General features: G+C 36.2%; 16 protein-coding genes. 11 read left to right on the forward strand and 5 right to left on the reverse strand.

Annotation, left to right across the window (positions count from 1 at the left end; translation table 11 throughout):
* Window positions 1–69: 69 nt before the first annotated feature.
* Together lepA and L6471_RS09960 are read left to right on the forward strand one after the other, a co-directional pair.
* The gene (gene lepA / locus L6471_RS09955; RefSeq protein ID WP_006283176.1) at window positions 70–1,866 is read left to right on the forward strand and encodes a translation elongation factor 4; all 1,797 of its coding nucleotides are present in this window, start codon (window positions 70–72) and stop codon (window positions 1,864–1,866) included.
* A gap of 55 nt (window positions 1,867–1,921) precedes the next feature.
* Window positions 1,922–2,524 carry a Crp/Fnr family transcriptional regulator gene (locus tag L6471_RS09960; protein ID WP_006283175.1) on the forward strand — a complete coding sequence of 201 codons (603 nt, stop codon included), beginning with the start codon at window positions 1,922–1,924 and terminating at the stop codon, window positions 2,522–2,524.
* Window positions 2,525–2,615: 91 nt separating this feature from the next.
* On the opposite strand, the gene L6471_RS09965 is transcribed toward L6471_RS09960, so the two are convergent.
* The 4 genes from L6471_RS09965 to L6471_RS09980 all read right to left on the reverse strand — a co-directional run bounded on the left by L6471_RS09965 (window position 2,616) and on the right by L6471_RS09980 (window position 8,375).
* Window positions 2,616–3,353, reverse strand: coding sequence for a YebC/PmpR family DNA-binding transcriptional regulator (locus L6471_RS09965; RefSeq protein ID WP_027452868.1), 738 nt, complete (start codon window positions 3,351–3,353; stop codon window positions 2,616–2,618).
* A gap of 37 nt (window positions 3,354–3,390) precedes the next feature.
* Complete coding sequence (gene pheT / locus L6471_RS09970; RefSeq protein ID WP_237797282.1) at window positions 3,391–5,859, reverse strand: phenylalanine--tRNA ligase subunit beta; 2,469 nt, start codon at window positions 5,857–5,859, stop codon at window positions 3,391–3,393.
* Between the two features lie 143 nt (window positions 5,860–6,002).
* Window positions 6,003–6,623 (reverse strand): cytidylate kinase-like family protein, encoded by a 621-nt coding sequence (locus L6471_RS09975; RefSeq protein ID WP_027452870.1) that lies wholly within the window; start codon window positions 6,621–6,623, stop codon window positions 6,003–6,005.
* Window positions 6,624–6,794: 171 nt separating this feature from the next.
* Window positions 6,795–8,375: an NAD(P)/FAD-dependent oxidoreductase gene (locus L6471_RS09980; RefSeq protein WP_006283169.1), complete on the reverse strand. Its 1,581-nt coding sequence runs from the start codon at window positions 8,373–8,375 to the stop codon at window positions 6,795–6,797.
* Between the two features lie 501 nt (window positions 8,376–8,876).
* Between L6471_RS09980 and thrA the strand changes: the two genes are divergently transcribed.
* The 4 genes from thrA to L6471_RS10000 all read left to right on the forward strand — a co-directional run bounded on the left by thrA (window position 8,877) and on the right by L6471_RS10000 (window position 17,011).
* Complete coding sequence (gene thrA, locus L6471_RS09985) at window positions 8,877–11,312, forward strand: bifunctional aspartate kinase/homoserine dehydrogenase I (protein WP_027452871.1); 2,436 nt, start codon at window positions 8,877–8,879, stop codon at window positions 11,310–11,312.
* Between the two features lie 12 nt (window positions 11,313–11,324).
* Window positions 11,325–12,599 (forward strand): cofactor-independent phosphoglycerate mutase, encoded by a 1,275-nt coding sequence (locus L6471_RS09990; protein WP_237797283.1) that lies wholly within the window; start codon window positions 11,325–11,327, stop codon window positions 12,597–12,599.
* A 4-nt stretch (window positions 12,600–12,603) separates the two neighbouring features.
* A complete protein-coding gene (thrC, locus tag L6471_RS09995; protein ID WP_074613760.1) occupies window positions 12,604–13,920 on the forward strand; it encodes a threonine synthase in 1,317 nt (438 codons plus the stop codon).
* Between the two features lie 142 nt (window positions 13,921–14,062).
* Window positions 14,063–17,011 carry a two-component regulator propeller domain-containing protein gene (locus L6471_RS10000; RefSeq protein WP_039870948.1) on the forward strand — a complete coding sequence of 983 codons (2,949 nt, stop codon included), beginning with the start codon at window positions 14,063–14,065 and terminating at the stop codon, window positions 17,009–17,011.
* 1,022 nt (window positions 17,012–18,033) lie between these two features.
* On the opposite strand, the gene L6471_RS10005 is transcribed toward L6471_RS10000, so the two are convergent.
* A complete protein-coding gene (locus L6471_RS10005; RefSeq protein WP_006283163.1) occupies window positions 18,034–18,930 on the reverse strand; it encodes an RluA family pseudouridine synthase in 897 nt (298 codons plus the stop codon).
* Between the two features lie 72 nt (window positions 18,931–19,002).
* On the opposite strand from L6471_RS10005, the gene L6471_RS10010 reads away from it, so the two are divergent.
* From L6471_RS10010 to L6471_RS10030, 5 genes are all read left to right on the forward strand, one after another.
* Window positions 19,003–20,619, forward strand: coding sequence for an ABC-F family ATP-binding cassette domain-containing protein (locus tag L6471_RS10010; RefSeq protein WP_006283162.1), 1,617 nt, complete (start codon window positions 19,003–19,005; stop codon window positions 20,617–20,619).
* A gap of 43 nt (window positions 20,620–20,662) precedes the next feature.
* Window positions 20,663–21,280: a nucleotide exchange factor GrpE gene (locus tag L6471_RS10015; protein WP_371262731.1), complete on the forward strand. Its 618-nt coding sequence runs from the start codon at window positions 20,663–20,665 to the stop codon at window positions 21,278–21,280.
* Between the two features lie 30 nt (window positions 21,281–21,310).
* Window positions 21,311–22,459: a molecular chaperone DnaJ gene (dnaJ, locus tag L6471_RS10020; RefSeq protein ID WP_006283160.1), complete on the forward strand. Its 1,149-nt coding sequence runs from the start codon at window positions 21,311–21,313 to the stop codon at window positions 22,457–22,459.
* Window positions 22,460–22,516: 57 nt separating this feature from the next.
* Window positions 22,517–23,812 (forward strand): bifunctional folylpolyglutamate synthase/dihydrofolate synthase, encoded by a 1,296-nt coding sequence (locus L6471_RS10025; protein WP_237797284.1) that lies wholly within the window; start codon window positions 22,517–22,519, stop codon window positions 23,810–23,812.
* A gap of 164 nt (window positions 23,813–23,976) precedes the next feature.
* Window positions 23,977–25,065 (forward strand): aldose epimerase family protein, encoded by a 1,089-nt coding sequence (locus tag L6471_RS10030; protein WP_006283158.1) that lies wholly within the window; start codon window positions 23,977–23,979, stop codon window positions 25,063–25,065.
* Window positions 25,066–25,169 lie beyond the last annotated feature (104 nt).

The following is a 25,169-nucleotide window of genomic DNA, read 5'->3' on the forward strand; positions in this document are numbered from 1 at the left end:
ATTTGTAAGACTCATTATTTAAGTAAAATCTTTTTGCTATCTTTGCATTAAAATAGGCAATATTTATTAATGGAGAATATCAATCAAATAAGAAACTTTTGCATTATCGCTCACATTGACCATGGTAAATCAACCATAGCCGATCGTCTTTTAGAGAAGACGAAGACTATCCAGATTACAGAAGGTCAAATGCTTGACGATATGGACTTGGAGAAAGAAAGAGGCATAACAATTAAAAGTCATGCCATTCAAATGGAATATAAGGCTAACGATGGACAAACCTATATTCTTAATCTTATCGATACTCCGGGACACGTAGACTTTTCTTATGAGGTTTCCCGTAGTATTGCGGCTTGCGAAGGAGCGATTCTCGTAGTAGATGCTTCACAAGGTGTACAAGCTCAAACCATTTCAAATCTATATATGGCTATCGAACATGACTTAGAAATTATCCCTGTCATGAATAAAATAGATATGCCATCAGCTATGCCTGATGAAGTAGAAGACGAAATTGTTGACTTGTTAGGTTGTGCGCCAGAAGATGTACTTCGTTGTTCAGGAAAGACTGGAGAAGGAATAGATGAAATTCTTGAAGCTGTAGTAACCCGAATACCTAGCCCAACTGGAAATCCAAACGCTCCTCTTCAGGCATTAATATTCGATTCTGTCTATAATTCTTTTAGAGGTATTATTGCCTACTTTAAGATAGTAAATGGAACACTTCATTCTGGTGATCATGTTAAATTCTTTAATACAGGCATGGACTATGATGCAGATGAAATAGGTGTATTAAAGATGGACATGATACCACGTAAAGAGCTATCATGTGGTGAAGTTGGCTATATTATTAGCGGTATCAAGAATGCACGCGAAGTAAAAGTAGGTGATACCATTACTCAAGTCACCAATCCATGTGAAAAAGCTATCGAAGGATTCCAAGAAGTTAAACCTATGGTGTTTGCTGGAGTATACCCTATTGACCCTTCTGATTATGAGAATTTAAGGGCTTCATTGGAAAAACTTCAACTCAATGATGCTTCTCTAACATTCTCACCTGAAAGTTCTGTTGCTCTTGGATTTGGATTTAGATGTGGCTTTTTGGGGTTGCTCCATATGGAAATTATCCAAGAACGTTTGGATAGAGAATTTAATATGGACGTCATAACAACAGTACCTAACGTATCATATATGGTATATGATAAACAAGGTAATGCAAAAGAAGTACATAACCCTTCTGGACTACCAGACCCAACCATGATTGATCATATTGAAGAACCATATATACGTGCTAGCATCATTACAAAAGCAGATTTCATTGGACCGATTATGAAATTATGCCTAGACAAACGAGGTGAATTGATTAATCAAACTTATACAACAGGTAACCGTGTAGAACTGACGTTTCTAATACCTTTAGGAGAAATCGTTATTGATTTTTACGACAAACTAAAAAGCATTAGTAAGGGATATGCTTCATTTGACTATCATATTGATAGTTTCAGACCATCCAAACTAGCAAAATTGGATATTCTTTTGAATGGAGAACCTGTCGATGCACTATCTACACTTACACATACAGACAATGCAACAACCCTTGGTCGAAGAATGTGTGAAAAATTGAAAGATTTGATACCAAGACAGCAGTTTGATATTGCTATTCAAGCCGCCATTGGTGCCAAAATTGTTGCTCGTGAAACTGTGAAACAGGTCCGTAAAGATGTAACAGCAAAATGTTATGGAGGTGACGTCAGCCGTAAACGTAAATTGCTTGAAAAACAGAAAAAAGGCAAGAAAAGAATGAAACAAATTGGAAATGTTGAAGTTCCACAGAAGGCATTCCTAGCAGTGTTGAAACTTGACGACTAGTTTTTCTAATACTCAAGATTGACAAAATATACCTTAACATAAAGGAGGATTAAAAATGAAAGAAATTGCCACTACAACTCGCGACATCGCTCGTGAACTTGCTAGAAAATACAGTACAATGACACATGAGGAACTAGATACCTTAGAAAGTATCTTAGTTCCTATGAAATTCGCTAAAGGCGATATGATACTTAAAGAAGGTGATTTATGTGATAGTATATATTACATAGAAAAAGGACTCATTCGACAATTCTACTTTAAAAATGGAAAAGAAGTGACAGAACACTTAGGTGAAGATCATACCATTGTTATGTGTATAGAAAGCCTTTTTAAAGAAGAACCTACCCGACTTCAAGTTGAAGCTTTAGAACCAACTCTTATGTATGGCTTACCTAAAAAGCGATTAGAAGAAGAGGCTATACATAACACAAATATTCAGATGCTCTATCGAAAAATATTGGAAGAAAGCCTCATCATAAGTCAAGTACATGCTGATCTTGTAAGATTCGAGAGTGCACAAAATCGATATAAAAAAATGTGCAAACTTAGTCCTCAAGTAATATTACGTGCCCCTTTAGTATATATTGCCAATTATTTACAAATGACTCCAGAAACACTTAGTCGAGTTAGAGCAGCTTCACTACTAGATGATGAATAATTCAAAAAAGTAACTATAATGCAAAATAAAAAATGGATGCTAATCACATTTGATTAGCATCCATTTTTTTATTACTATAAAAGAAAACTAATTATTCAGCTTCTTCTACAGGCTTCATATTTGTATATACATTCTGTACATCATCAAACTCTTCAAGCTTCTCAACCATCTTATCGATAGTCTCACGCTGTTCGTCTGTAACATCCTTCAAATCTGTAGGAATGCGAGTAAATTCAGCACTAGTAATCTCAAAACCATTCTCTTCGAGATATTTCTGAATGCCACCAAAACTTGTAGGCTCACCATAAATCGTGATTTCCTGAGCTTCTTCATCCTCATCGAATTCATCATCAACACCAAGGTCAATCAACTCAAGAATCAACTCATCCATATCCAAATCGTCCTTCTTCTTAAAAGTGAATACACACTTATGATCAAAGAGGAAACTCAATGAACCTTGTGTACCAAGGTTACCATTAAACTTATTAAAGACAGAACGTACATCAGCAACTGTACGAGTTGTATTATCAGTCAATGTATCAACAAATACAGCGATACCGTGAGGACCATAACCTTCATATGGAACTTCCTTGTAATCGCTGGTATCCTTACCCATTGCATTTTTGATAGCACGAACAATATTGTCTTTAGGCATATTTTCACGCTTACAAGTAGCAATGATAGCACGGAGACGAGGATTGTTTTCTGGTTCTGGACCACCAGCCTTAACAGCAATAGCAATCTCCTTACCCAATTTCGTGAACGTACGGGCCATATGACCCCATCTTTTCAACTTAGTCGCTTTACGATATTCAAATGCTCTTCCCATTGGAATTATATTTTAAAAATTATTGTATATCAATATTTTAACGTAACTCTGCATTCAATTTACCAGTTAACTGAGTAATCAACTTCTTCATGATAGCATCAATTGCTTTATCATTCAAAGTCTTATTATCATCCTGAAGTATGAAATTAACAGCATAGCTCTTCTTACCCACAGGTAAGTTTTTACCCTCATACACATCGAAGAGTTCAACTGACTTCAATAATTTCTTTTCACACTGCTTCGCTATATTTTCTATATCCAAAAATTGTACATTTTTGTCTACTAACAAAGCCAAGTCACGGCTAACTGCAGGATACTTGCTGATTTCCTTGAACACAATTTTATTCTTGCGAATAGCCTTCATAACTGCATCCCAATTAATATCAGCATAATAAACGTCACTCTGTAAGCCAAATAACTTTTTAATCTTCAAGCTCAAAACACCGACTTCAGCAAGGATACGTCCACCTCTATTCTCATAACGTAAACCTTTTGAGAAAATATCATTATCACTAGCCTTAATAACGACAGCACCTGCAGACAAACCAACACGAGCGAAAATATTCTCTACATATGCTTTCATCTCGTAGATTGTTGAATCTTCATCAGCATGAGCCCAACTACCCTGAACACGCTTACCAGTCAACCACAAAGCTATATGACTCTCTTGAACGTAAGCGCTAATTGGACTATCTGCAGTCCATTTATCCTTATTATAGATATATGTATTTCCTACCTCAAAAAATTTTAAATTAGCGCGTTTACGATTCACATTACGAACGATACTCTCCAGACCTCCGAATAACATTGTCTGACGCATAACACCTAAATCTGAACTTAATGGATTCATGACCTTAACAGTGCTATCTTGAGTATAGACATTCATATTTAAATCTGAGTAATAAGAAGATTTACTCAAAGAATTATTTAAAATCTCATTAAAGCCACATCCAACTAACTGTTCACTTACCAAATTAGTTAATTTAGCCTTATGGTCTTCTTCCCCCTGAATCGTTAATGTACTATTTAATGTTGTTCCTATTTCAACATTATTATAACCATAAATACGCAAGATATCTTCAACTACATCACATGGTCGCTGAACATCAACACGATAAGCAGGGACATCTAGTCTAAGACCATTATCTCTTTCCTCTACGATCTTCATTTCCAGGCTAGTTACAATATTCTTAATTGTATCATGCCCTATAGCCTTACCTATAAGTTTATCTACGTAATCGTATTCCAAATCAACTGAGAAATCAGCAATCGGTTCAGGATATACATCCTTAATATTCATGCTCACTTTACCACCAGCTAATTCTTTAATCAAAATTGCTGCTTGTTTTAAAGCATATATTACTCCATTAGGATCAATACCACGCTCAAAACGATAACTAGCATCTGTACTTAAACCATGACGACGGGCACTCTTACGAATCCATGTTGGGTGGAAATATGCTGACTCTAATACAACATTCTTGGTTGTTTCATAAGTACCACTACCCTTGCCACCAAATACACCAGCAATACACATAGGCTCTTCGGCATTGCAAATGCTCAAATCTCTTTCACCAAGGATATGTTTTTCACCATCAAGAGTAACAAATTCTGTGCCTTCTGGCTGAGTACGAACAATAATTTTATGACCTTTGACCATATCTGCATCAAAGCAATGCATAGGCTGACCATAAGCCATCATAACGTAATTAGTAATATCAACTATATTGTTGATTGGTCGCAGTCCAATAACAGAAAGCTTATTTTTTAACCAATCTGGACTTTCTTTTACTTCACAATCAGCTATGCTTAAACATGCATAACGCTTACATGCCTCCGTATTTTCAATCTCGACATCTATTGGCATATTTTGATTGTCAACCTGAAATGCAGAACAATCAGGACGATGCAAAGAAGTTTTATAGCCGTTCTGTTTCAACCATGCATAAAGATCACGGGCAACACCATAATGAGATAACGCATCTGCACGATTAGCGGTAATATCTATTTCTATAATCCAGTCACTCTCTAAGTGATAATATTCTGCAGCAGGAGTACCTACAACTGCATCTTCTGGCAAAACGATGATTCCATCATGAGATGTACCTACACCGATCTCATCTTCTGCACAAATCATACCGAAACTATCTACACCACGAAGACGTCCCTTTTTGATTGTAAAGCTTTCTTCTCCATCATACAAGACACATCCAAGGTCAGCAACAATTACCTTCTGACCTGCAGCTACATTTGGAGCGCCACACACTATCTGCTGTGGCTCACCCTTACCAAGATCTACAGTTGTAATATGCAAATGATCTGAATTAGGATGATTTTCACAAGTTAAAACTTTACCAACAAAGAGGCCCTGAAGACCACCCTTAATAGACTGAACTTCTTCAAGTGAGTCAACTTCCAAGCCTGTAGAAGTCAGCGCGTCCGCAGTCTCCTGTGGGGTTAAGTCGAAATCGACATAATCTTTAAGCCATTTATAAGAAACTTTCATTATAATGATTTTTATTGTATACTCAAAAACTTTGCAAAAATACTATTTTTTTGGGACATATACAAAAAATACCTAAGAAATTGTAGGCATAGCTTTAAGCTATGCCTACAATAAATCTATCTATTAATTTTCTTCTAAAAAAGCTACCCAATAAAGTTCAAGAGGAATTCAACAGCTCCCTGAACCCCAAAATTTTTCACATCTAAAGCCAAGTCATAATTTCGTGCATCATACCAATTACATCCTGTAAACGTTTTCGTAAACAGTTCACGCGTATAATCATTATCAGCTATCAATTCCTTTGCTTTGATTTCATTTACGTTATATCGCTCCATAATCCGCTTAATTCTTACATCTTTTGGTGCATGAATAAACAATTTCAGACTATTTGATTCATCTCTGAAAATATCAAATCCGCACCTTCCGACAATTACACACGATTCTTGATAAGCAATTTCACGAATAGCCGCTTTTTGGGCCAAAAATAGCTGACGAGAAGTTATATTTTGAGCATCTACAAAATATTCATTCATACTCATGAAGTTTGAATAAAACTGAGCAAAATCTTCCCACCACGAAGGACGTCGGTTTTCGATAATACTAGCCTCTTCCGGTGTTATATTAAATTTATTAGCAACAGCTTCAACGATTTGTTTGTCTATAAATCTAACACCTAATTGCCTGGCAAGCTCTTCACCTATAGCATGGCCACCTGAGCCAAACTCTCTATTAATCGTTATAACAAATTTTTCGTTTTTATTCATGACATTGTATCTTTATTGGTTAACTGCTGTAAATATAGTAAAAAATATTGGAAGTTAGAGTACTAATATATATTTTTTCTTCAAAATCGTACATAATTTATAAATCAAAAAATGAGGCTCTTTTGTTTTTCTATAACAAAAGAGCCTCATTTACACTAGAATATTTAATGATTATAACGCTTTTAAATAAGCAGAGCAAGCCTCAGCGCATCGTTCTCCATCCACACCAGCACTTACGATTCCACCAGCATATCCAGCTCCTTCACCACAAGGGAATAGTCCTTTAATCCGAACGTGTTCTAAAGTTTCACGGTCTCTTAAAATTCTGACAGGAGAAGATGTCCTTGTTTCTGTCGCAATCATTACGGCCTCATTTGTAAGAAATCCATGGGCATGTTTTCCGAAAGTTTTAAAACCCTCTTGCAAACGTTTCACCACGAATTCAGGCATCCAAAAATGGAGAGGACTTGAAATAAGCCCTGGTGCATAACTAGATTTTGGCAAATCATATGACAATCGACCATTAACAAAATCTGCCATACGTTGAGCTGGAGCCGTCTGCTTCATATTACCCTGTAGCCAACAGTCTTTTTCTAGTTTTTCTTGGAACCGCATTAAACATAAAGGATCATCTCCCTCTACATCTTCTGGATGCATTTCAACCACCATACCAGAATTAGACCATGCAGTTCCTCGATTTGCAGGGCTCATACCATTGGTTACTAACTGCTGAGGTCCAGTAGCTGCAGGAATAACAAAACCACCAGGACACATACAAAAGCTATATACTCCACGCCCCTCTACTTGCGTTACAAATGAATACTCTGCAGCAGGGAGATATTTACCTCTACCATTTTTATTATGATATTGTATCTGATCGATTAAAAGAGAAGGATGTTCTAACCTTACACCAACAGCAATTCCTTTTGCTTCTATTTCTATTTTTGCTTCACTCAAATAGCGATAAACATCTCGAGCAGAATGGCCCGTGGCTAAAATAACAGGGCCACGAAATATCTTTTCTGCTTGAGTAACTAAATCCAAGGCTTCTACGCCTACGACTGATTTTTCTGCGCCATTCTGTTCTAAAATCAGTCTCACCATTTTAGTTTCAAAATGAACTTCACCACCACACTTCAAGATTGTGTTTCTCATATTTTCTATTACACGAGGTAATTTATCTGTACCAATATGAGGATGAGCATCAGACAATATTGAAGTAGAGGCACCATGCTGACAAAAGACATTGAGTATTTTTACTACATTACCTCGCTTTTTACTTCGAGTATACAATTTACCATCAGAATAAGCGCCGGCTCCGCCTTCTCCAAAACAATAATTGCTTTCCTCATCAACTTTCTGTGTTTTAGTTATCTTGGCCAAGTCCACTTTTCTTCTGCGTACATCCTTGCCTCTTTCCAAAACAATTGGCCGGAAGCCCAACTCTATCAAACGAAGTGCCGCAAAAAGGCCACCAGGCCCCTCACCTACAACTATAACCGGTGACGACGACTCAACATTAGGGTATTCTGTATGCTCATAAGCATCGTCTTGAGGATACTCATTGATATATACGCGCAAAGAAAGATTTACAAAGATTTGACGCTGACGTGCATCTATACTTCTTTTAAGAATTCGTACCTGATTCAGAGTACGAACATCTAATCCCTTCTCTTTAGAGATATATAACTTAATATTTTCCTCATTAGCTGCAACCTGAGGCAACACTCTAATTTGATATTCTTCAATCATATTACTTTATTTTAAACGCAAACTTACTCATTTTTTTTCAAAATACAGCACTTTCTACATAAGAAAGCGGTCTATTTAAAATAAATTTAAAAGAAGTTTGGACTTCTCAAAAAATATAGATAACTTTGCGGTCAGTGATTAATATGAGGTTATTTATTCACCTGAAGGGTTGTTGTCTGTGATAGATAGCAACTCTTTTTTTTAGCTATTTAAAAAAAGATATATTCGACCTTTATGATTACAATAATCTGCTTTTTCAAAAGTTTTACTTACAATTTTTTATATTTTTCTTGGTATAACCTTATAAAATTAGTACTTTTGCAAACGTACAGAGTTAGCAAACTATTGTTTGCATCGAAATTCGAAGAGAGAGAAACCCAGTAATCAATTTCGCCTCTGTTGTTAGGTAGGCGTCTTTGAGCGTTGGTTCTCTTTATTCTATTTCACTCATTTACAAAAATTATCCCCCCGTCCGTTTCGGGGCCGTTAATCTAAAAAAGTATGAAAGTATTAAAATTTGGCGGAACCTCAGTTGGATCCGTAGACAGTATTCTGAGTTTAAAGAATATTGTAGAAGCTGAAGCGAAAAAGCAATCAGTAGTAGTTGTTGTTAGTGCACTTGGTGGAATTACTGACCAATTGCTTTCTACATCACAATTAGCACTAAAACACAACGATCGTTGGAAAGATCAATTTGATGCCATGGTAGACCGTCATCATAAGATGATCGACACCATTATTACTGATACCAAAAAACGCGAAAATCTGTTTAACACAGTTGATCAGCTCTTTGAACAATTGAAGAGTATCTATTATGGTGTTTATCTGATACACGATTTAAGCCCTAAAACACAGAATGCCATTGTCAGCTATGGAGAACGTCTTTCTAGTAACATCGTAGCCAGTCTAATCAAAGGTGCTAAATGGTTTGATTCTCGTAATTTCATCAAAACGGAATGGAAGAATCACAAAAACATGTTAGATAGCGAACTGACGAACAAGTTAGTAAAAGATACATTTGAAGATCTTCCACGTATATCACTCGTTCCAGGATTTATTTCACGAGACAGAGATACTGATGAAATCACCAATTTAGGAAGAGGTGGCAGTGACTACACTGCAGCTATTATTGCAGCAGCTCTTGATGCTGAAGTTCTTGAAATATGGACAGATGTAGACGGCTTCATGACAGCTGACCCACGCATCATAAAAAACGCATATACAATTCCTGAGCTCAGTTATATAGAAGCAATGGAGCTTTGCAACTTTGGAGCTAAAGTCGTATATCCCCCAACGATATATCCTGTATGTGTGAAAAATATTCCTATCAGAATAAAGAACACATTCAACCCAGATAATCCAGGAACCATTATCTTAAATCATATCCAAGAAGATGATAAACTGATAAAAGGTATATCTTCTATAAATGGTGTAGCATTAATCACTGTTACCGGTTTGTCTATGGTTGGTGTCATAGGTGTCAATAGACGAATATTTACAGCTCTCACCAAAGAAGGAATATCTGTATTCCTAGTGAGCCAAGCTTCTTCTGAGAATTCTACTTCTGTAGGCGTAAAAGAAGAAGATGCTGATGCTGCAGTAGCAGTTCTTGACCATGAATTTGCTGCAGAAATAGAAGATGGCGCCATGTTCCCTATGCACGCAGAAAAAGGCCTTGCTACTGTAGCTATTGTCGGCGAAAAAATGAAACACACAGCAGGTATTGCAGGTAAACTCTTTGGCACCCTAGGCAGGAGTGGTATTAGTGTTATTGCTTGTGCCCAAGGTGCATCTGAAACGAATATTTCATTTGTTGTCAAGTCCGACGTTCTACGCAAAAGCTTGAACGTTCTCCATGATAGTTTTTTCCTTTCAGATTACAAAGTACTCAACCTATTTATCTGTGGCGTTGGTACAGTAGGAGGAAAACTAATAGAACAGATAAAAAAACAATACGAGGAACTAAAAGAGCGAAGTCGTCTAAAATTGAATGTTGTAGGTATTGCTTCATCACATAATGCAATTTACAATAGAGATGGTCTAAATTTGGATAACTTTAAGGCAGAACTCAAAAAGAGTGAAACGAGTTCACCGGAAAAACTTCGAGACCACATTATCGCCATGAATATTTTCAATTCGGTATTTGTAGATTGCACAGCATCTAAAGACGTGGCCGCTCTTTATCAAAGCCTCTTAGATCACAATGTGTCTGTAGTAGCAGCAAATAAAATTGCAGCATCTAGTGATTACACTAGCTATATTCGATTAAAAAACACAGCTCTATCTAGAGGCGTGAAATTCAGATTTGAAACAAATGTAGGAGCTGGGCTTCCTATTATTGGCACTATAAACGACTTACGTAACTCTGGTGACAAAATACTTAAGATTCAGGCAGTTTTAAGCGGAACATTAAACTATATTTTCAATAAAATATCTTCTGATTGTCCTTTCTCTGAAACTGTTCGCTTAGCCAAAGAAGAAGGATATGCAGAGCCTGATCCACGAGTTGACCTGAGCGGCACAGACGTAGTTCGCAAACTCGTTATACTGAGTCGCGAAGCTGGATACAAAGTGGAACAAGAAGATGTCGAAAAAAATCTATTTATTCCAAAAGAATATTTTGAGGGAAATGTCGAAAACTTTTGGAAGCGCCTTCCTGAATTAGATGCAGAATTCGAGGTCAAAAGAAAGAAACTTGAGGCTGAAAAGAAGCGTTGGAGATTCGTCGCTACTTTTGAAGGAGGCAAAACCAGTGTAGGTTTACAAGAAATAGACATGCGACATCCTTTCTATGATTTAGAAGGTTCAAACAATATTGTAATGTTGACCACAGAACGCTACAAAGAATTCCCTATGCTAATTCAAGGCTACGGAGCAGGAGCTAGCGTAACTGCTGCTGGTGTATTCGCAAATATCATGTCAATAGCCAATATATAAAAGGATTACCAAATGAAACATATTATTATTTTAGGTGATGGAATGTCTGATCACCCTGTAGAAAAACTTGGTGGTAAGACTTTACTTCAATATGCAAAAACTCCATATATGGATCTCCTTGCTAAAGAAGGAAAAACGGGAAGATTAATTACTGTCCCTGAAGGTTTTATGCCAGGTTCTGAGGTAGCAAACACGGCTATCATGGGCTACGATTTAAATAAGGTATACGAAGGAAGAGGTCCTTTGGAAGCTGCTTCTATCGGTTATGAAATGGCTCCAGAAGATATGGCTATCCGTTGTAACGTCATTTATTTGGAAGACGGGAAAATTATAACACACAATGGAGGTAACTTGTCTACAGAAGATGGAGACATTCTCATGAAATACTTAAATGAAAAACTTGGGAATGAACATGTGAAATTTATCACAGGTATACAATATCGTCACCTTCTCATTATAAAATACGCAAGTAAGCACATCGTATGTGCTCCTCCACACGATCACCCGAATGAAGAATGGAAACCTCTTCTTGTAAAAAGCGAGCCAGGATGGGAGGATGTACATGAGCCTATTATAGGATTAGATGGAAAACCTACAGGAGAAGTTCGTCTATCAGGTAAAGAAACTGCCGATCTTATAAATGACTTGATATTAAAAAGTCAACAATTACTGTCAGAACATCCATATAATAAGAATAAGGCAGCATCAGGAAAACGACAAGCTAACTCTATTTGGCCTTGGAGTGGCGGATATCGACCAAGCATGAAGACTTTAATGCAAATGTACCCTACCATAAAATCAGGTAGCGTTATCAGCGCAGTCGATCTTATACGTGGAATAGGACATTATGCTGGACTAGATATTATTAAAGTTCCAGGAGCAACCGGCTTGGCAGACACCAACTATGAAGGTAAAACAAAAGCTGCAATAGATGCTCTCAAAAAACAGGATTTTGTATATCTTCACCTTGAAGCTACGGACGAAGCTGGGCATGATGGCGATCTCGAATTAAAAATTAATGCCATACAATATCTTGATCATAGAGTTATTGAACCTATTTATAATGAAATAATGACCTGGAATGAACCCGTATGCATCGCTGTTCTTCCAGACCATCCTACACCCGTCGAAATACGAACTCATGTAAAAGAACCTGTACCATTTCTTATTTGGTACAAAGGAATACAAGCCGATATGGTACAACAGTATGACGAAGTTAGCTGTACAACCGGAGAATATGGCTTAATAGAATTACAACAATTTATGGACACATTTATGAAATACTAAACATATGAAATATTATAGCACCAACAAAAATGCAGAAACTGCTACCCTCCATGAGGCTGTAGTAAAAGGACTGGCACCAGACAAAGGTCTGTATATGCCAGAAATTATTAATAAATTACCAAAGGAATTTTACGACCACATTGAGGATTTATCATTCCAAGAAATAGCTTATAAGGTTGCAAATGCTTTTTTCGGTGAAGATGTTGAACCTGAAGCTCTGAAGAAAATCGTTTATGACACACTAGCATTTGATGTTCCTGCCGTAAAAGTAGAAGATAATATTTATTCTTTGGAACTTTTCCACGGCCCTACACTAGCATTTAAAGATGTAGGCGCAAGATTTATGGCTCGTCTCTTACAATATTTTGTAAAACAGGAAGGCGCAAAAGACATCAACGTACTTGTTGCGACTTCTGGAGATACAGGAAGTGCTGTTGCTAATGGCTTTCTTGGTGTAGACGGTATACATGTATATGTACTTTATCCTAAAGGAAAAGTAAGCAAAATTCAAGAAAGTCAGTTCACTACACTCGGACAGAATATCACAGCTCTCGAAGTAGACGGTGTGTTTGATGATTGTCAAGCATTGGTAAAAAAAGCCTTCATGGATAAAGAATTGAATAAACACATGAAACTGACTTCTGCTAACAGCATTAATGTAGCTAGATTCTTGCCACAGGCTTTCTATTATTTTTATGCTTATGCACAGCTTAAAAAAGCTAATATTTTAGAAAGAAACAATAAATCAAACTTAGTAGTTTGCGTTCCTTCCGGCAATTTTGGAAATATTTGTGCAGGACTATTTGGTTATAAAATGGGGCTACCTATTAAACGATTTATAGCTGCCAATAATGCCAATGATATTTTCTATAAGTATTTGAAAACAGGTGAATATAATCCAAAGCCATCTGTACAGACTCTTGCCAATGCCATGGATGTTGGTGACCCTTCAAATTTTGCTCGAATTTATGATTTATTCGATGGTAGCCACAAAGATATTACAAGCTTGATTAGTGGCGCGACATATACTGACGAACAGATTAAAGAAACAATGAACCAATGCTACAACGAAACTAAATATATACTTGATCCTCATGGGGCTTGTGGCTACAGGGCTCTTAAAGAAAACTTGGAACCTGGAGAAGTTGGTATATTCCTTGAAACTGCACACCCAGCTAAATTTAAAGAAAAAGTTGATGATATTATTAATCAAGACATCGACATTCCTACACGCTTAGCAGAATTCATGAAAGGTAAAAAGCAAAGCATTAATATGCCTAATGATTTTAACGCATTCAAATCATTCTTAATGAAAGCATAATTTCTACTCACTATTTTAGAAATAATATAACTTTCTTACAAACGATAAACCCGATAACATTTTGCGCTATCGGGTTTATTTTGTATATTTGCAAAAATAAATTCGACCAACAAAAACAAGTGAAAAGTAGAATATATAGCAGATGATTAGATTAAGTATTCGCCTATGGGCCGTCGTCATATTCTCAGTCATAAGCCTTAAAACATTCAGTCTGGAATATCAAGCAACACATACGCACTATTCAACTGCTGAAGGGCTTCCTAGCAATGCCATATCTGACATTGTACAAGATTCTTATGGATATATTTGGATTGGTACATGGAGTGGTCTAACACGCTATGATGGGTTTAATTTCACTAACTATACCACAGGCAAGAATAGTTGCATTCCGCATTTACACAACAGAATTTTAACACTTTCTCCAGACCTAGAAGGTAACATATGGATGCTAATGTATGATCATCGATTGTTTGTTCTGAACAGAAAAACAGATTGCATTCAGTCTGCATTTCTCAATAAACAAGATGGAGCCAATTTAAAATGTACTCATGAACTAACACTAATGGGACAAGATGGCTCTTACTATGCATTTATCCGAGGAAAAGGTATTTACCGTTTTTCTATGCTTGATGGCAAACTTTGTAATGAATTATACAAAATTGCTCATCTTGACATTACCAACATGGTTACTGATAACAATGGCAAATTATGGTTTAGTTCTGATAAAGGTTTGTTTTTGCTAGATTTAAAAACACATACTTTATCCAGACCAAACAACATCAAGGATAATAACATCAGTACCATGTTATTTCATCAAGGAAATATGTTTATTGGCACAAAGAAAGGACAAGTATTGCAATTCGATATTCATAAACCACAAAAGCTTATGAAAGAATACGATATGCATACTAAACTAAATATCACTTCATTATATGTAGACAAGCATGGATTACTATGGTTTACCACTACTGATCCTGGTATTTCGAATTATAATTTTCAAAGTGGCATCATCAAAAATTTCAATCAAGATGTTCCTGCGCCAGAAACTGATGTTAAAGGTGCCAAAATCTTTGAATTTGGTAACACCATGTGGATTAAAATGAATCACGGTGGCTTTGGATATTATGATAGGAACCTAGATCAAATCAACTATTTCCACAATAACCCAGCAAATTCTTGGGACCTTTCCAATACAGTTTCTACCTATAACGTAGTACCTGAAGGTGTATTATGGATTAGTACCATCCGTAGGGGTTTAGAACGACTTGAACTCATACATCGACGTATACACCGCTACTATCTTTTCCCTGGAAATAATGAATATGCAATAAATGAAACCCGAGCTATACTTTGGGACAAAGTAGGAAATCGCCTACTTGTTGGCAACAAAAAAGGTAATATCTACCAGGTTATGGCAGACGGTACTAAAAAACTCATACAATCACTCGGAGGGAGAATTTATGGTATGATGCAAGATCGTAAGGGACGAATTTGGATTTCAAATAAAGACAAAGGTCTCTTCATCTTAGGAAATAATAAACCTATTCTTACAGACAAAACATATACAACTGTTGAAGATCAAGATGGTGTAATTTGGATTGCCTCATATGGACAAGGAATCAAGGCTTATAAAAATGGAAAGTTTCTGCCTATAACGGGTCTATCAAATACCTATGAAAAGGCAAGAACTGTTTGTATGGCAGGAAATGGAGAAATATGGGCAGGAACCTCTGAAGGTATTCTCGTATTTCATAAAGCACATGGCAAATATATAGCAGCCCCACTCCCTGAGACACCAGACATAAATGGCCAGCTCTTCTCTGATGATATTATCGAAATTGCTCGAGACAAGAACAATAATATGTGGATTGCTACAAATGGTGGAGGTTTGGCTAAAGCTAAATATGTACCGGATTCCGCATTTTATCGCTTTGAGGTTTTGTCCGAAAAAAATGGACTACCTAGTAATGAGATTCATAGCATTACCTTTAGCCATTCTGGTGATGTTTGGTTCTCAAGCGATCAAAATATTTGCAGCTACAATCCTGAAAAAGACTTCTTGACCACTTATTCCATATCAGATGGTGTTGGTGAAGTAACTTGTAGTGAAGGGGGAGCTATCACTTTGCCTAATGGTAAAATGATATTTGGAACTCTTAACGGTTACTATTTGGTAGATTGTAATAAATTGGGTACCCCTTCTGGTAGTCAATTGAAATTAGCTATCACAGATTTCTATATCAACGATAAGCTCCAATCTCCTCGATTAACAAATACCTATGATTACTATATACCTGATAGCGGTGTAGTCGAACTGCCATCTCGAACAAGCGTTTTTTCATTTAGATTTGCTTCTTTAAATTATCAGTTACAACATCGTGTACATTATCTCTACAAACTAGAAGGGCATGATAAAGAATGGCATAATGCTCCAGAAGATAGAATGGTAAGCTTTAGTGACATTCCAGTTGGTACTTATAAATTCCGAGTACGCGCAGTATTACCATTTGCTTCTAAAGAACAATATGATGAAAAAGTTATAACAGTAATAGTGCCACCTTATTTTTTAGCATCTTCTATTGCCATTTGGATATATATTATCCTAACACTATCCGCCATCTTCGTCTTTTTCTGGTGGCGTAAGAAAATGGTAAAAGAGAATTTAGCAAAAATGCATATACTCAAAATTGGCCCTGACGAAATTGCTTTTCAACATACAGAAGATTACGATTTTGTCAAAGCTCAACTTGACTGGCTTGAACAGCATTACTCTGAAAGTGGTCTTAAAATAGAAGATATGGTACTACAAAGTCATCTTAGCCGTACCAGCTATTATAACCAGGTAAAGAGTCTTACTGGCCTTAGCCCTAAGGAATTTATCAGTGATTTTAGACTAAAAAAAGCATGTATGTATCTAGAAGGAGATAATTGCACAATTGCAGAAGTCGCATATCGATGCGGATTCAATGATCCTGTATATTTTACTAGAATTTTTAAAAATAAAATCGGAATAACTCCTAGTAAATATCGTGATGAAAAACAAGAAAAGAAATCATCCGATCAAAATGAAACAGGAAAAGAATCTAACTAAGAATAAAAGGTCATTATTATTTGTCTATTTTTCGAAAAAATTATCCAAAAATTCCGTTTTTTTTTAAAAAAAGCGTACAAAATTTGTAATATAAAAAGATTTTTATTAATTTTGAAATAGAAAACAAAAATAGATTGAAGTTTTACATATAATTCTACTTGAAGCATTTCCCGAAAGTGATTTTAGGAATGTTTCAAAATTCGCTTAAATTTCTTAATTAACACAAATTACCTCTAAGAAAATTTTTTCCTGAACATAAGTTTAGGAAGTAAAATTGAAAAGGATGCGGACCTATATGGGCAAGCATCCTTTTCATTTTATATACATTACCTAAATTATCAAGCAATATAAGTATTTCATAATAGAGCATAAGAATGTTATCAAAGCACTGAATTTTGTCACAACAATAATAGTCGAACTACTGCAGATTTTCTTTACAGTCTGTTAGATTATCTGTAAAATAAACTATCAAGAAATGTAGCCAACAGGAATCGTCACATCACTTGAAAATTTCAAATTTTATCCTATCCATTTGATATTTTGTAATAACCCCCTACCCTCACTTCCAGCAAAAACATAACTGGTGATGAGTAAAAACATACAGCTGAGCAGATAAACACTATGACTTCACTGCATAAATACGATGTTTTTAAGTCAAAAACACTATATTTCTACCATGCATTTATCAAATCAGCGAAGCAATATACTGATTTTCAATCAAATATAGCAAAAAATAGAACTTTCGTTTTGGAGATATTATAGCATGTCCATCATAAATAATCAAACCATGAGACGACTTATGCATCAAAATTCAAATACAACTGACAAACTTAAGCAAAATATAAATAATAAATTGCAAGAATAACAGCAAAAGCTATAATTCCAATTATCGTTTTAAAAAGACATGTTGTAACTTTCTTAACAATCAAAAAGCCAACAACAACGACAAGTAAAGCTACTATATAAAAAGAAAAATTATTCATAATAAAAAAGGATAATTATCATTTTTGTCCATCATGCTACTATTTGAACAGATGACGGAAATTACCAGGAATTGGGGTTTCAAACTCTAATCGTTTATGAGTTACAGGATGCACAAAACATAAAACATAAGCATGAAGGCACAATCTACCAAGTGGATTGTCACCATTGCCATATTTTATATCACCACAAACAGGATGTCCCATATCTGCCGTATGTACACGAATTTGATTTTTTCGTCCCGTTTCCAACTTAAATTCAACTAAACTATGATTTGGAGTTCTATCTAACACACGAAAATGAGTGACAGCATATTTACCACCATTATCAACTGGACTAGAGAAAGTAATATAAGCCCTATTATCTTTCAGCCAATTTGCCACCGTACCTTCATCCTCTCGCATTTCACCAGAAACCACTGCTACATAGCGACGATCATATACAGTATTATGCCAATCTTCCTCAAGTGACAACTCTGTTTTTTTGTCTTTCGCATAAATCATCAAGCCACTTGTATCTCGATCGAGCCTATGAACTACATGAGCTTGGCAATGCTGACGAGTTTCATTAAAATACTGGTCAAGTACAGTCTTACAATTCAGTGAAGAATGTCCAGCCGCCATCGACAAGATACCAGCATTTTTCTCAATAACTACCAAGTATTGATCTTCATAGACAATTTTCATCCACTTACTCTTAAAAGCATTATTACGCTTATTTTTACTGATATGGATTTTCATACCAGGTTTAAGCGGGTAATCAAATTTGGTTATTACCTTTGATCCCACGCGAATGCCATGATTTTGTAGTGTTGCCTTAATTTTACTTTTACTCTCCCCTTTTACATTCTCAAGAAGCCATTCCAAAAGTAAAGCAGGCTTATCAACCGTGTAATGTGCATAGTCGTTAGAACGACCATATTGTGTATAATTCTTCATTTCGGTGCAAAGTTACAAAAAAAAATAGTATCTTTGCACCCAATTATTATATAATAAGGTAAAAACAATAAAATGATAACAGTTACAAATCTTGCAATCCAGTTTGGAAAAAGAGTTCTTTACAAAGATGTAAATCTAAAATTTACACATGGCAACATCTATGGCGTAATCGGTGCAAACGGTGCCGGAAAATCAACTTTACTTCGCGCTATAAGTGGAGAATTAGAGCCAAACAAAGGTACTATAGAGCTCGGACCTGGAGAACGCTTGTCTGTATTGGAACAGGATCACTTTAAATATGATGCATATCGCGTACTCGATACCGTTTTGATGGGTCACGAACCTTTATGGAAGAACATGAAGGAAAGAGAGGAGCTTTATTCAAAAGCTGAAATGACAGAAGAAGATGGAACACGTGCTGCAGAGCTTGAAGAAAAATTTGCAGAGATGAATGGATGGGAAGCAGAAAGTGATGCTGCTCAAATGCTCCAAAATCTTGGTGTCGAAGAAAAATATCATAACATGCAGATGTCTGATCTCAGCAACAACCAGAAAGTTCGTGTTATTCTTGCTAAAGCTCTTTTTGGTAACCCTGAGAATCTTTTGCTAGATGAGCCTACTAACGACCTTGACCTTGATACAGTAGAATGGCTAGAAGACTATCTTGGAAATATAGAACAGACCGTATTGGTAGTAAGTCACGACCGTCACTTTCTTGATGCTGTAAGTACACAGACTGTCGACATCGACTTCGGTAAAGTTACATTATTTGCAGGTAACTACAGTTTCTGGTATGAAAGTAGTCAGTTAGCCTTACGTCAGGCACAAAATCAGAAGTTGAAAGCTGAAGAAAAGAAAAAGCAGCTAGAAGAGTTTATCCGCCGTTTCTCTGCCAATGTTGCCAAAAGTCGTCAGACAACATCTCGTAAAAAAATGTTGTCTAAACTTAATATCGAAGAAATCAAGCCTTCAAGCCGTAAATATCCAGGAATCATATTCCAAATGGATCGCGAACCAGGTAACCAAATTCTACAGGTAGACAATCTGAAAGCAGTAGATGAAGACGGAACGGTTCTCTTTGATCATGTAAACTTTACTGTTGAAAAGGATCAAAAGATAGTATTCCTCAGCCATAATCCTAAAGCTATGACTGCACTTTTTGAAATTATCAACGGTAATCGAAAAGCAGATGCAGGTGAATACAAATGGGGTGTAACTATTACAACAGCTTATCTTCCTGTCGACAATACAAAATTCTTTGATAGTGACAAAAACTTGGTAGAATGGCTCAGTCAATATGGCCCAGGAAACGAAGTTGCTATGAAAGCATACCTAGGAAGAATGTTATTCCGTCAAGAAGAAGTTGAGAAGAAAGTAAATGTTCTTTCCGGAGGTGAAAAGATGAGATGTATGATTGCACGTATGCAACTTCAAAATGCGAACTGTCTTATCCTCGATACTCCTACTAACCACCTTGACTTGGAAAGTATACAAGCTTTCAATAACAACTTGGTATCATTTAAAGGTAATGTTCTTTTCAGTTCTCATGACCACGAATTTATTGAGACTGTGGCTAATCGTATAATTGAATTAACTCCAAATGGTACTATCGACAAAATGATGAGTTACGATGAGTATATCTATGATGAGGATATTAAAGCTCTAAAAACTCAAATGTACAATAATTAATATTGGCATACTATTTGCTTCATAATATACAAAAGAAATTATAATTATGGCAAAAGAAAAGAAAATTAAAGTCGAAGACGGCAACAATAAGCCTGAGGAAGAAATAAAGGATGAAGCCCAGCAGCAGAATCCTGAAACTGACAAAGAGGATAATACTGACAAAAAGGCAGAAGACTCTAATAAAAATGAGGAAACAACTGACAATACTGAAGAAAAGGATCCTCTGGAAGTAGCACAAGCTGAAATAGCTGAACTCAAAGATAAATATTTGCGCTCTGTTGCAGAATTTGATAATTATCGTAAACGCACACTGAAAGAAAAGGCTGAATTAATCCTTAACGGTGGCGAAAAGACTATTTCTGCTATTCTTCCAATTCTTGATGATTTTGAACGTGCTATCGCTGATAAAAACGAAGATGCCAAAGCTATTAAAGAAGGATTTGAACTTATATACAAAAAGTTCAACAAAACTTTAGAAGGTATGGGTGTTAAGAAAATCGAGACTACAGACCAAGATTTCAACACTGAATACCACGAAGCAATAGCTATGGTACCAGGTATGGGTGATGATAAAAAAGGTAAGATTATAGACTGTGTAGAAGCAGGTTATACTCTGAATGATAAAGTGATTCGTCATGCCAAAGTTGCAGTTGGTCAGTAATTTTCAAGAAAAAAATATTCTAAAGAATAAATGGCACAGAAAAGAGATTACTACGAAGTATTAGGTGTTGACAGAAATGCTTCGCAAGATGAAATCAAGAAAGCCTATAGAAAAATAGCCATCAAGTATCATCCTGATCGTAATCCAGGAAATGCTGAAGCTGAAGAAAAATTCAAAGAAGCAGCAGAAGCTTATGGCGTACTTCAAGATGAAGAAAAACGTCGTCAATATGATCAGTTCGGATTTGATGGTCCGCAGGCTGGTGGCTTTGGAGGTGCTGGCATGGATATGTCGGATATCTTCTCTATGTTTGGCGATATTTTCGGTGGTGGTGGCTTTGGTGGCTTTGGAGGCAGAAGCCAAGGTCATACCCAAGCACGATTCCGCGGTTCTGATCTCAGATTAAAAGTAAAACTATCATTAAGTGAGATTCAAACAGGTGTAACCAAAAAATTCAAACTTCGTAAAGATATTACTTGTGAACATTGTCACGGTACAGGTGCTGAAGGAGGATCTCAACCAGAGACATGTCCAACTTGTCATGGTAGTGGTGTTACTGTAAAGACTGTTCGTACAATGTTGGGAATGATGCAAACACAAGCAGAATGCCCTACTTGTCATGGAGAAGGAACCGTTATTACTCATAAATGCTCTGCCTGTCACGGAGAAGGAGTCGTAAAAGGTGAAGAAGTTGTCGAAATCAAGATTCCTGCAGGCGTGTCACAAGGCATGGTAGTCAATGTTCCTGGTAAAGGTAATGCAGGAAAACATAATGGCGTACCTGGAAATATCCAAGTATTCATCGAGGAAGAACCAAACGATGTATTTGTACGTGATGGAAATGATGTCATTTACAATTTGTTATTAGATTTTCCAACTGCAGCACTAGGAGGCGAAGCTAAAATTCCAACTATTGACAACAAAACTGTTACCATAAATATAGAACCTGGTACTCAACCAGGCAAGACTCTACGCCTTAGAGGAAAAGGTCTACCTGCTGTACAAGGCTACGGGAATGGAACTGGTGATTTAGTTGTGAATATAAGTGTATTCGTTCCAAAGACATTAACAAAAGAAGAACGTAAAGCTATTGAAGATCTTCGCGATAGCGAAAATTTTAAGGGAGATCATTCTACCAAACAGACTATCTTCCAAAAATTCAGAAATTATTTCAATTAATTGATTAATAGGAACCCACGAATCATAAAAGGTTCGTGGGTTTATTATAAAAACACTATGAACTATCTTGAAACCGTAGAATACCTATTTAATAGTACCCCTGTCTTCGAAAAAATTGGAGCCGGTGCCTATAAAGAAGGATTATCTAACACTCATCTTTTAGATGAACACTTTGGACATCCACATCAAAACTTTAAGACAATCCATATAGCAGGAACAAATGGAAAAGGTTCATGTTCTCATACGCTAGCATCAATTCTTCAAGAACAAGGATATCGAGTAGGATTATATACATCTCCACATCTTATAGATTTTAGGGAGAGAATTCGTATTAATGGTCAATGTATATCCGAAGACTATGTAATAAACTTTGTTGCAGAACATTCTAATTTCTTTGAACCATTACATCCTTCTTTTTTCGAATTGACAACAGCTATGGCATTCAAATACTTTGCCGATCAAAAAGTTGATATAGCTGTTATTGAAGTAGGCTTAGGCGGCAGACTAGATTGTACTAATATTATTACCCCTATATTGAGTATTATTACAAATATCAGCAAAGACCATACGCAATTTTTAGGGAACACTCTAGCTCAAATCGCTACAGAAAAAGCTGGAATTATAAAAAAATCCACACCTGTAGTCATCGGAGAAAGCATTCCTGAAACAAAAACTGTATTCGAAAATATAGCAAAAGAGAAGAATGCACCTATCATATTTTCAGAAGATAACATACAATTTGATGATTATAATTTTCCTATAAATGGGGGGATAGACTATATCACCAAGGACTACGGGAGTATTCATAGTGAACTATCAGGAGCATACCAGATCAAGAATACAAACACCATTCTCAACGCAATTCATATTTTAGAAGATCAAGGCCTTATAAAGAACAAATCGGCGATCAAAAATGGGTTTGCTAAAGTCTGTAAAAATACAGGACTTATGGGAAGATGGCAAAAGCTCCAAAAAAAGCCATTAGTTATCTGTGACACTGGACATAATCCAGGAGGATGGCAATATCTTAGCACACAAATTAAGAACCAAAAAAACAAAGTCAAACGTATTGTATTTGGCATGGTAGACGACAAAGACGTTGACACCGTCATGGAAATGCTACCTCAAGAAGCAATTTACTATTGGACTCAATGCAGCTCACACCGAGCTATTCCTGTAGAAAAGCTAGCAGATATAGCTAAAACTCACCATTTATCAGGTAAATGCTACTCTAGTGTAGTACAAGCATATAACTCAGTCCTAGAAGATGCTGATAACGAAGATTTCATTTTCATAGGCGGTAGTAGCTACGTAGTTGCTGACTTACTCTGTTACTTACAACAGAAAAAATAAGGTGAATACCAATTGATTCTTTTTAAAACTTTGAATCAATTGGTATTCATTTTTTATCACTAAAAATTTGGAAGAACCACTATTTTTTCGTTACTTTGCAAGAAACAATCAATTTAATAGAGTCTAACAAACTTAATTATAGCGACTAAAAACTTATAAATATTATGAGCATTACAGAAAATGAAACAATCTGTGGTCTGAAGTACCAAGACTTCCAGACCACTATTCATGGCAAAAAAACAGATCTTTATATCTTGAAAAACAGCAAAGGCCATGCTGTTGCAGTTACAAACTTCGGCGGTGCCATCGTTGCAATTATGGTCCCTGATAGAAATGGTAACCTAGCTAATGTTATTCAAGGTCACGACAACATACAAGATGTCGTAAATTCACCAGAAGGTTATCTTTCAAGACTTATCGGCCGCTTCGGTAATCGTATATGTAAGGGAAAATTCACATTAAATGGCAAAGAATATCAACTTGCAACTAATGATGGCCCTAATCATCTTCATGGAGGTAACAAAGGTTATAATGTACGTGTATGGGATGCACATCCTATGGGTGAACAAAGTGTAGCTCTTAACCTTGTAAGTGCATATGGAGAAGAAGGTTTTACTGGTGAAGTTAAAATCACAGTAGAATACACATTCACAGACAATGACGAACTCATTATCGAGTATTTAGCAACAACTAACAAGAAGACCATCATCAACTTAACCAATCATGGTTTCTTCTCACTTCAAGGAATCGCTAATCCTACACCTACTATTGATAATCAGCTTTGTGAAATTAATGCGGATTTTTATCTTCCAATTGACAACACAAGCATTCCTACTGGAGAAATTAGAAAAGTAGAAGGAACACCATTCGATTTCCGTACACCAAAAGCCTTTGGTGTAGACATTAATGCTGATAATGAGCAAATAAAAAACGGCAGCGGTTTCGACCACAACTATGTGCTTAACAAAAAAGAAGAAGGCGAATTAAGTTTCGCAGCTAGAATTACAGATCCAGGAAGTGGAAGAACCATGGAAGTATATACTACAGAACCAGGCTTGCAGCTCTACACTGGTAATTTCTTGGCAGGCATTAAAGGGCAACATGGTGCAACCTTCCCACGCCGATCTGCTGTTTGCCTTGAAGCTCAACATTTCCCAGATACTCCAAATAGACCATATTTCCCATCTGTAGTACTTAAACCTGGTGAAAGATACAAACAAAAAACAATCTATAAATTTGGTGTTGTAGAATAAATATCCTAAAACCATGATAGCCCCCCACCATTAATATAAATGGAGAGGGGTTAACATTGTCTTGTAGAAGACCTAATTACTACCAATAATAAAAATAAAATTAA

This window comes from Segatella bryantii, from assembly GCF_022024215.1.
GTDB classification, from domain to species: domain Bacteria; phylum Bacteroidota; class Bacteroidia; order Bacteroidales; family Bacteroidaceae; genus Prevotella; species Prevotella bryantii.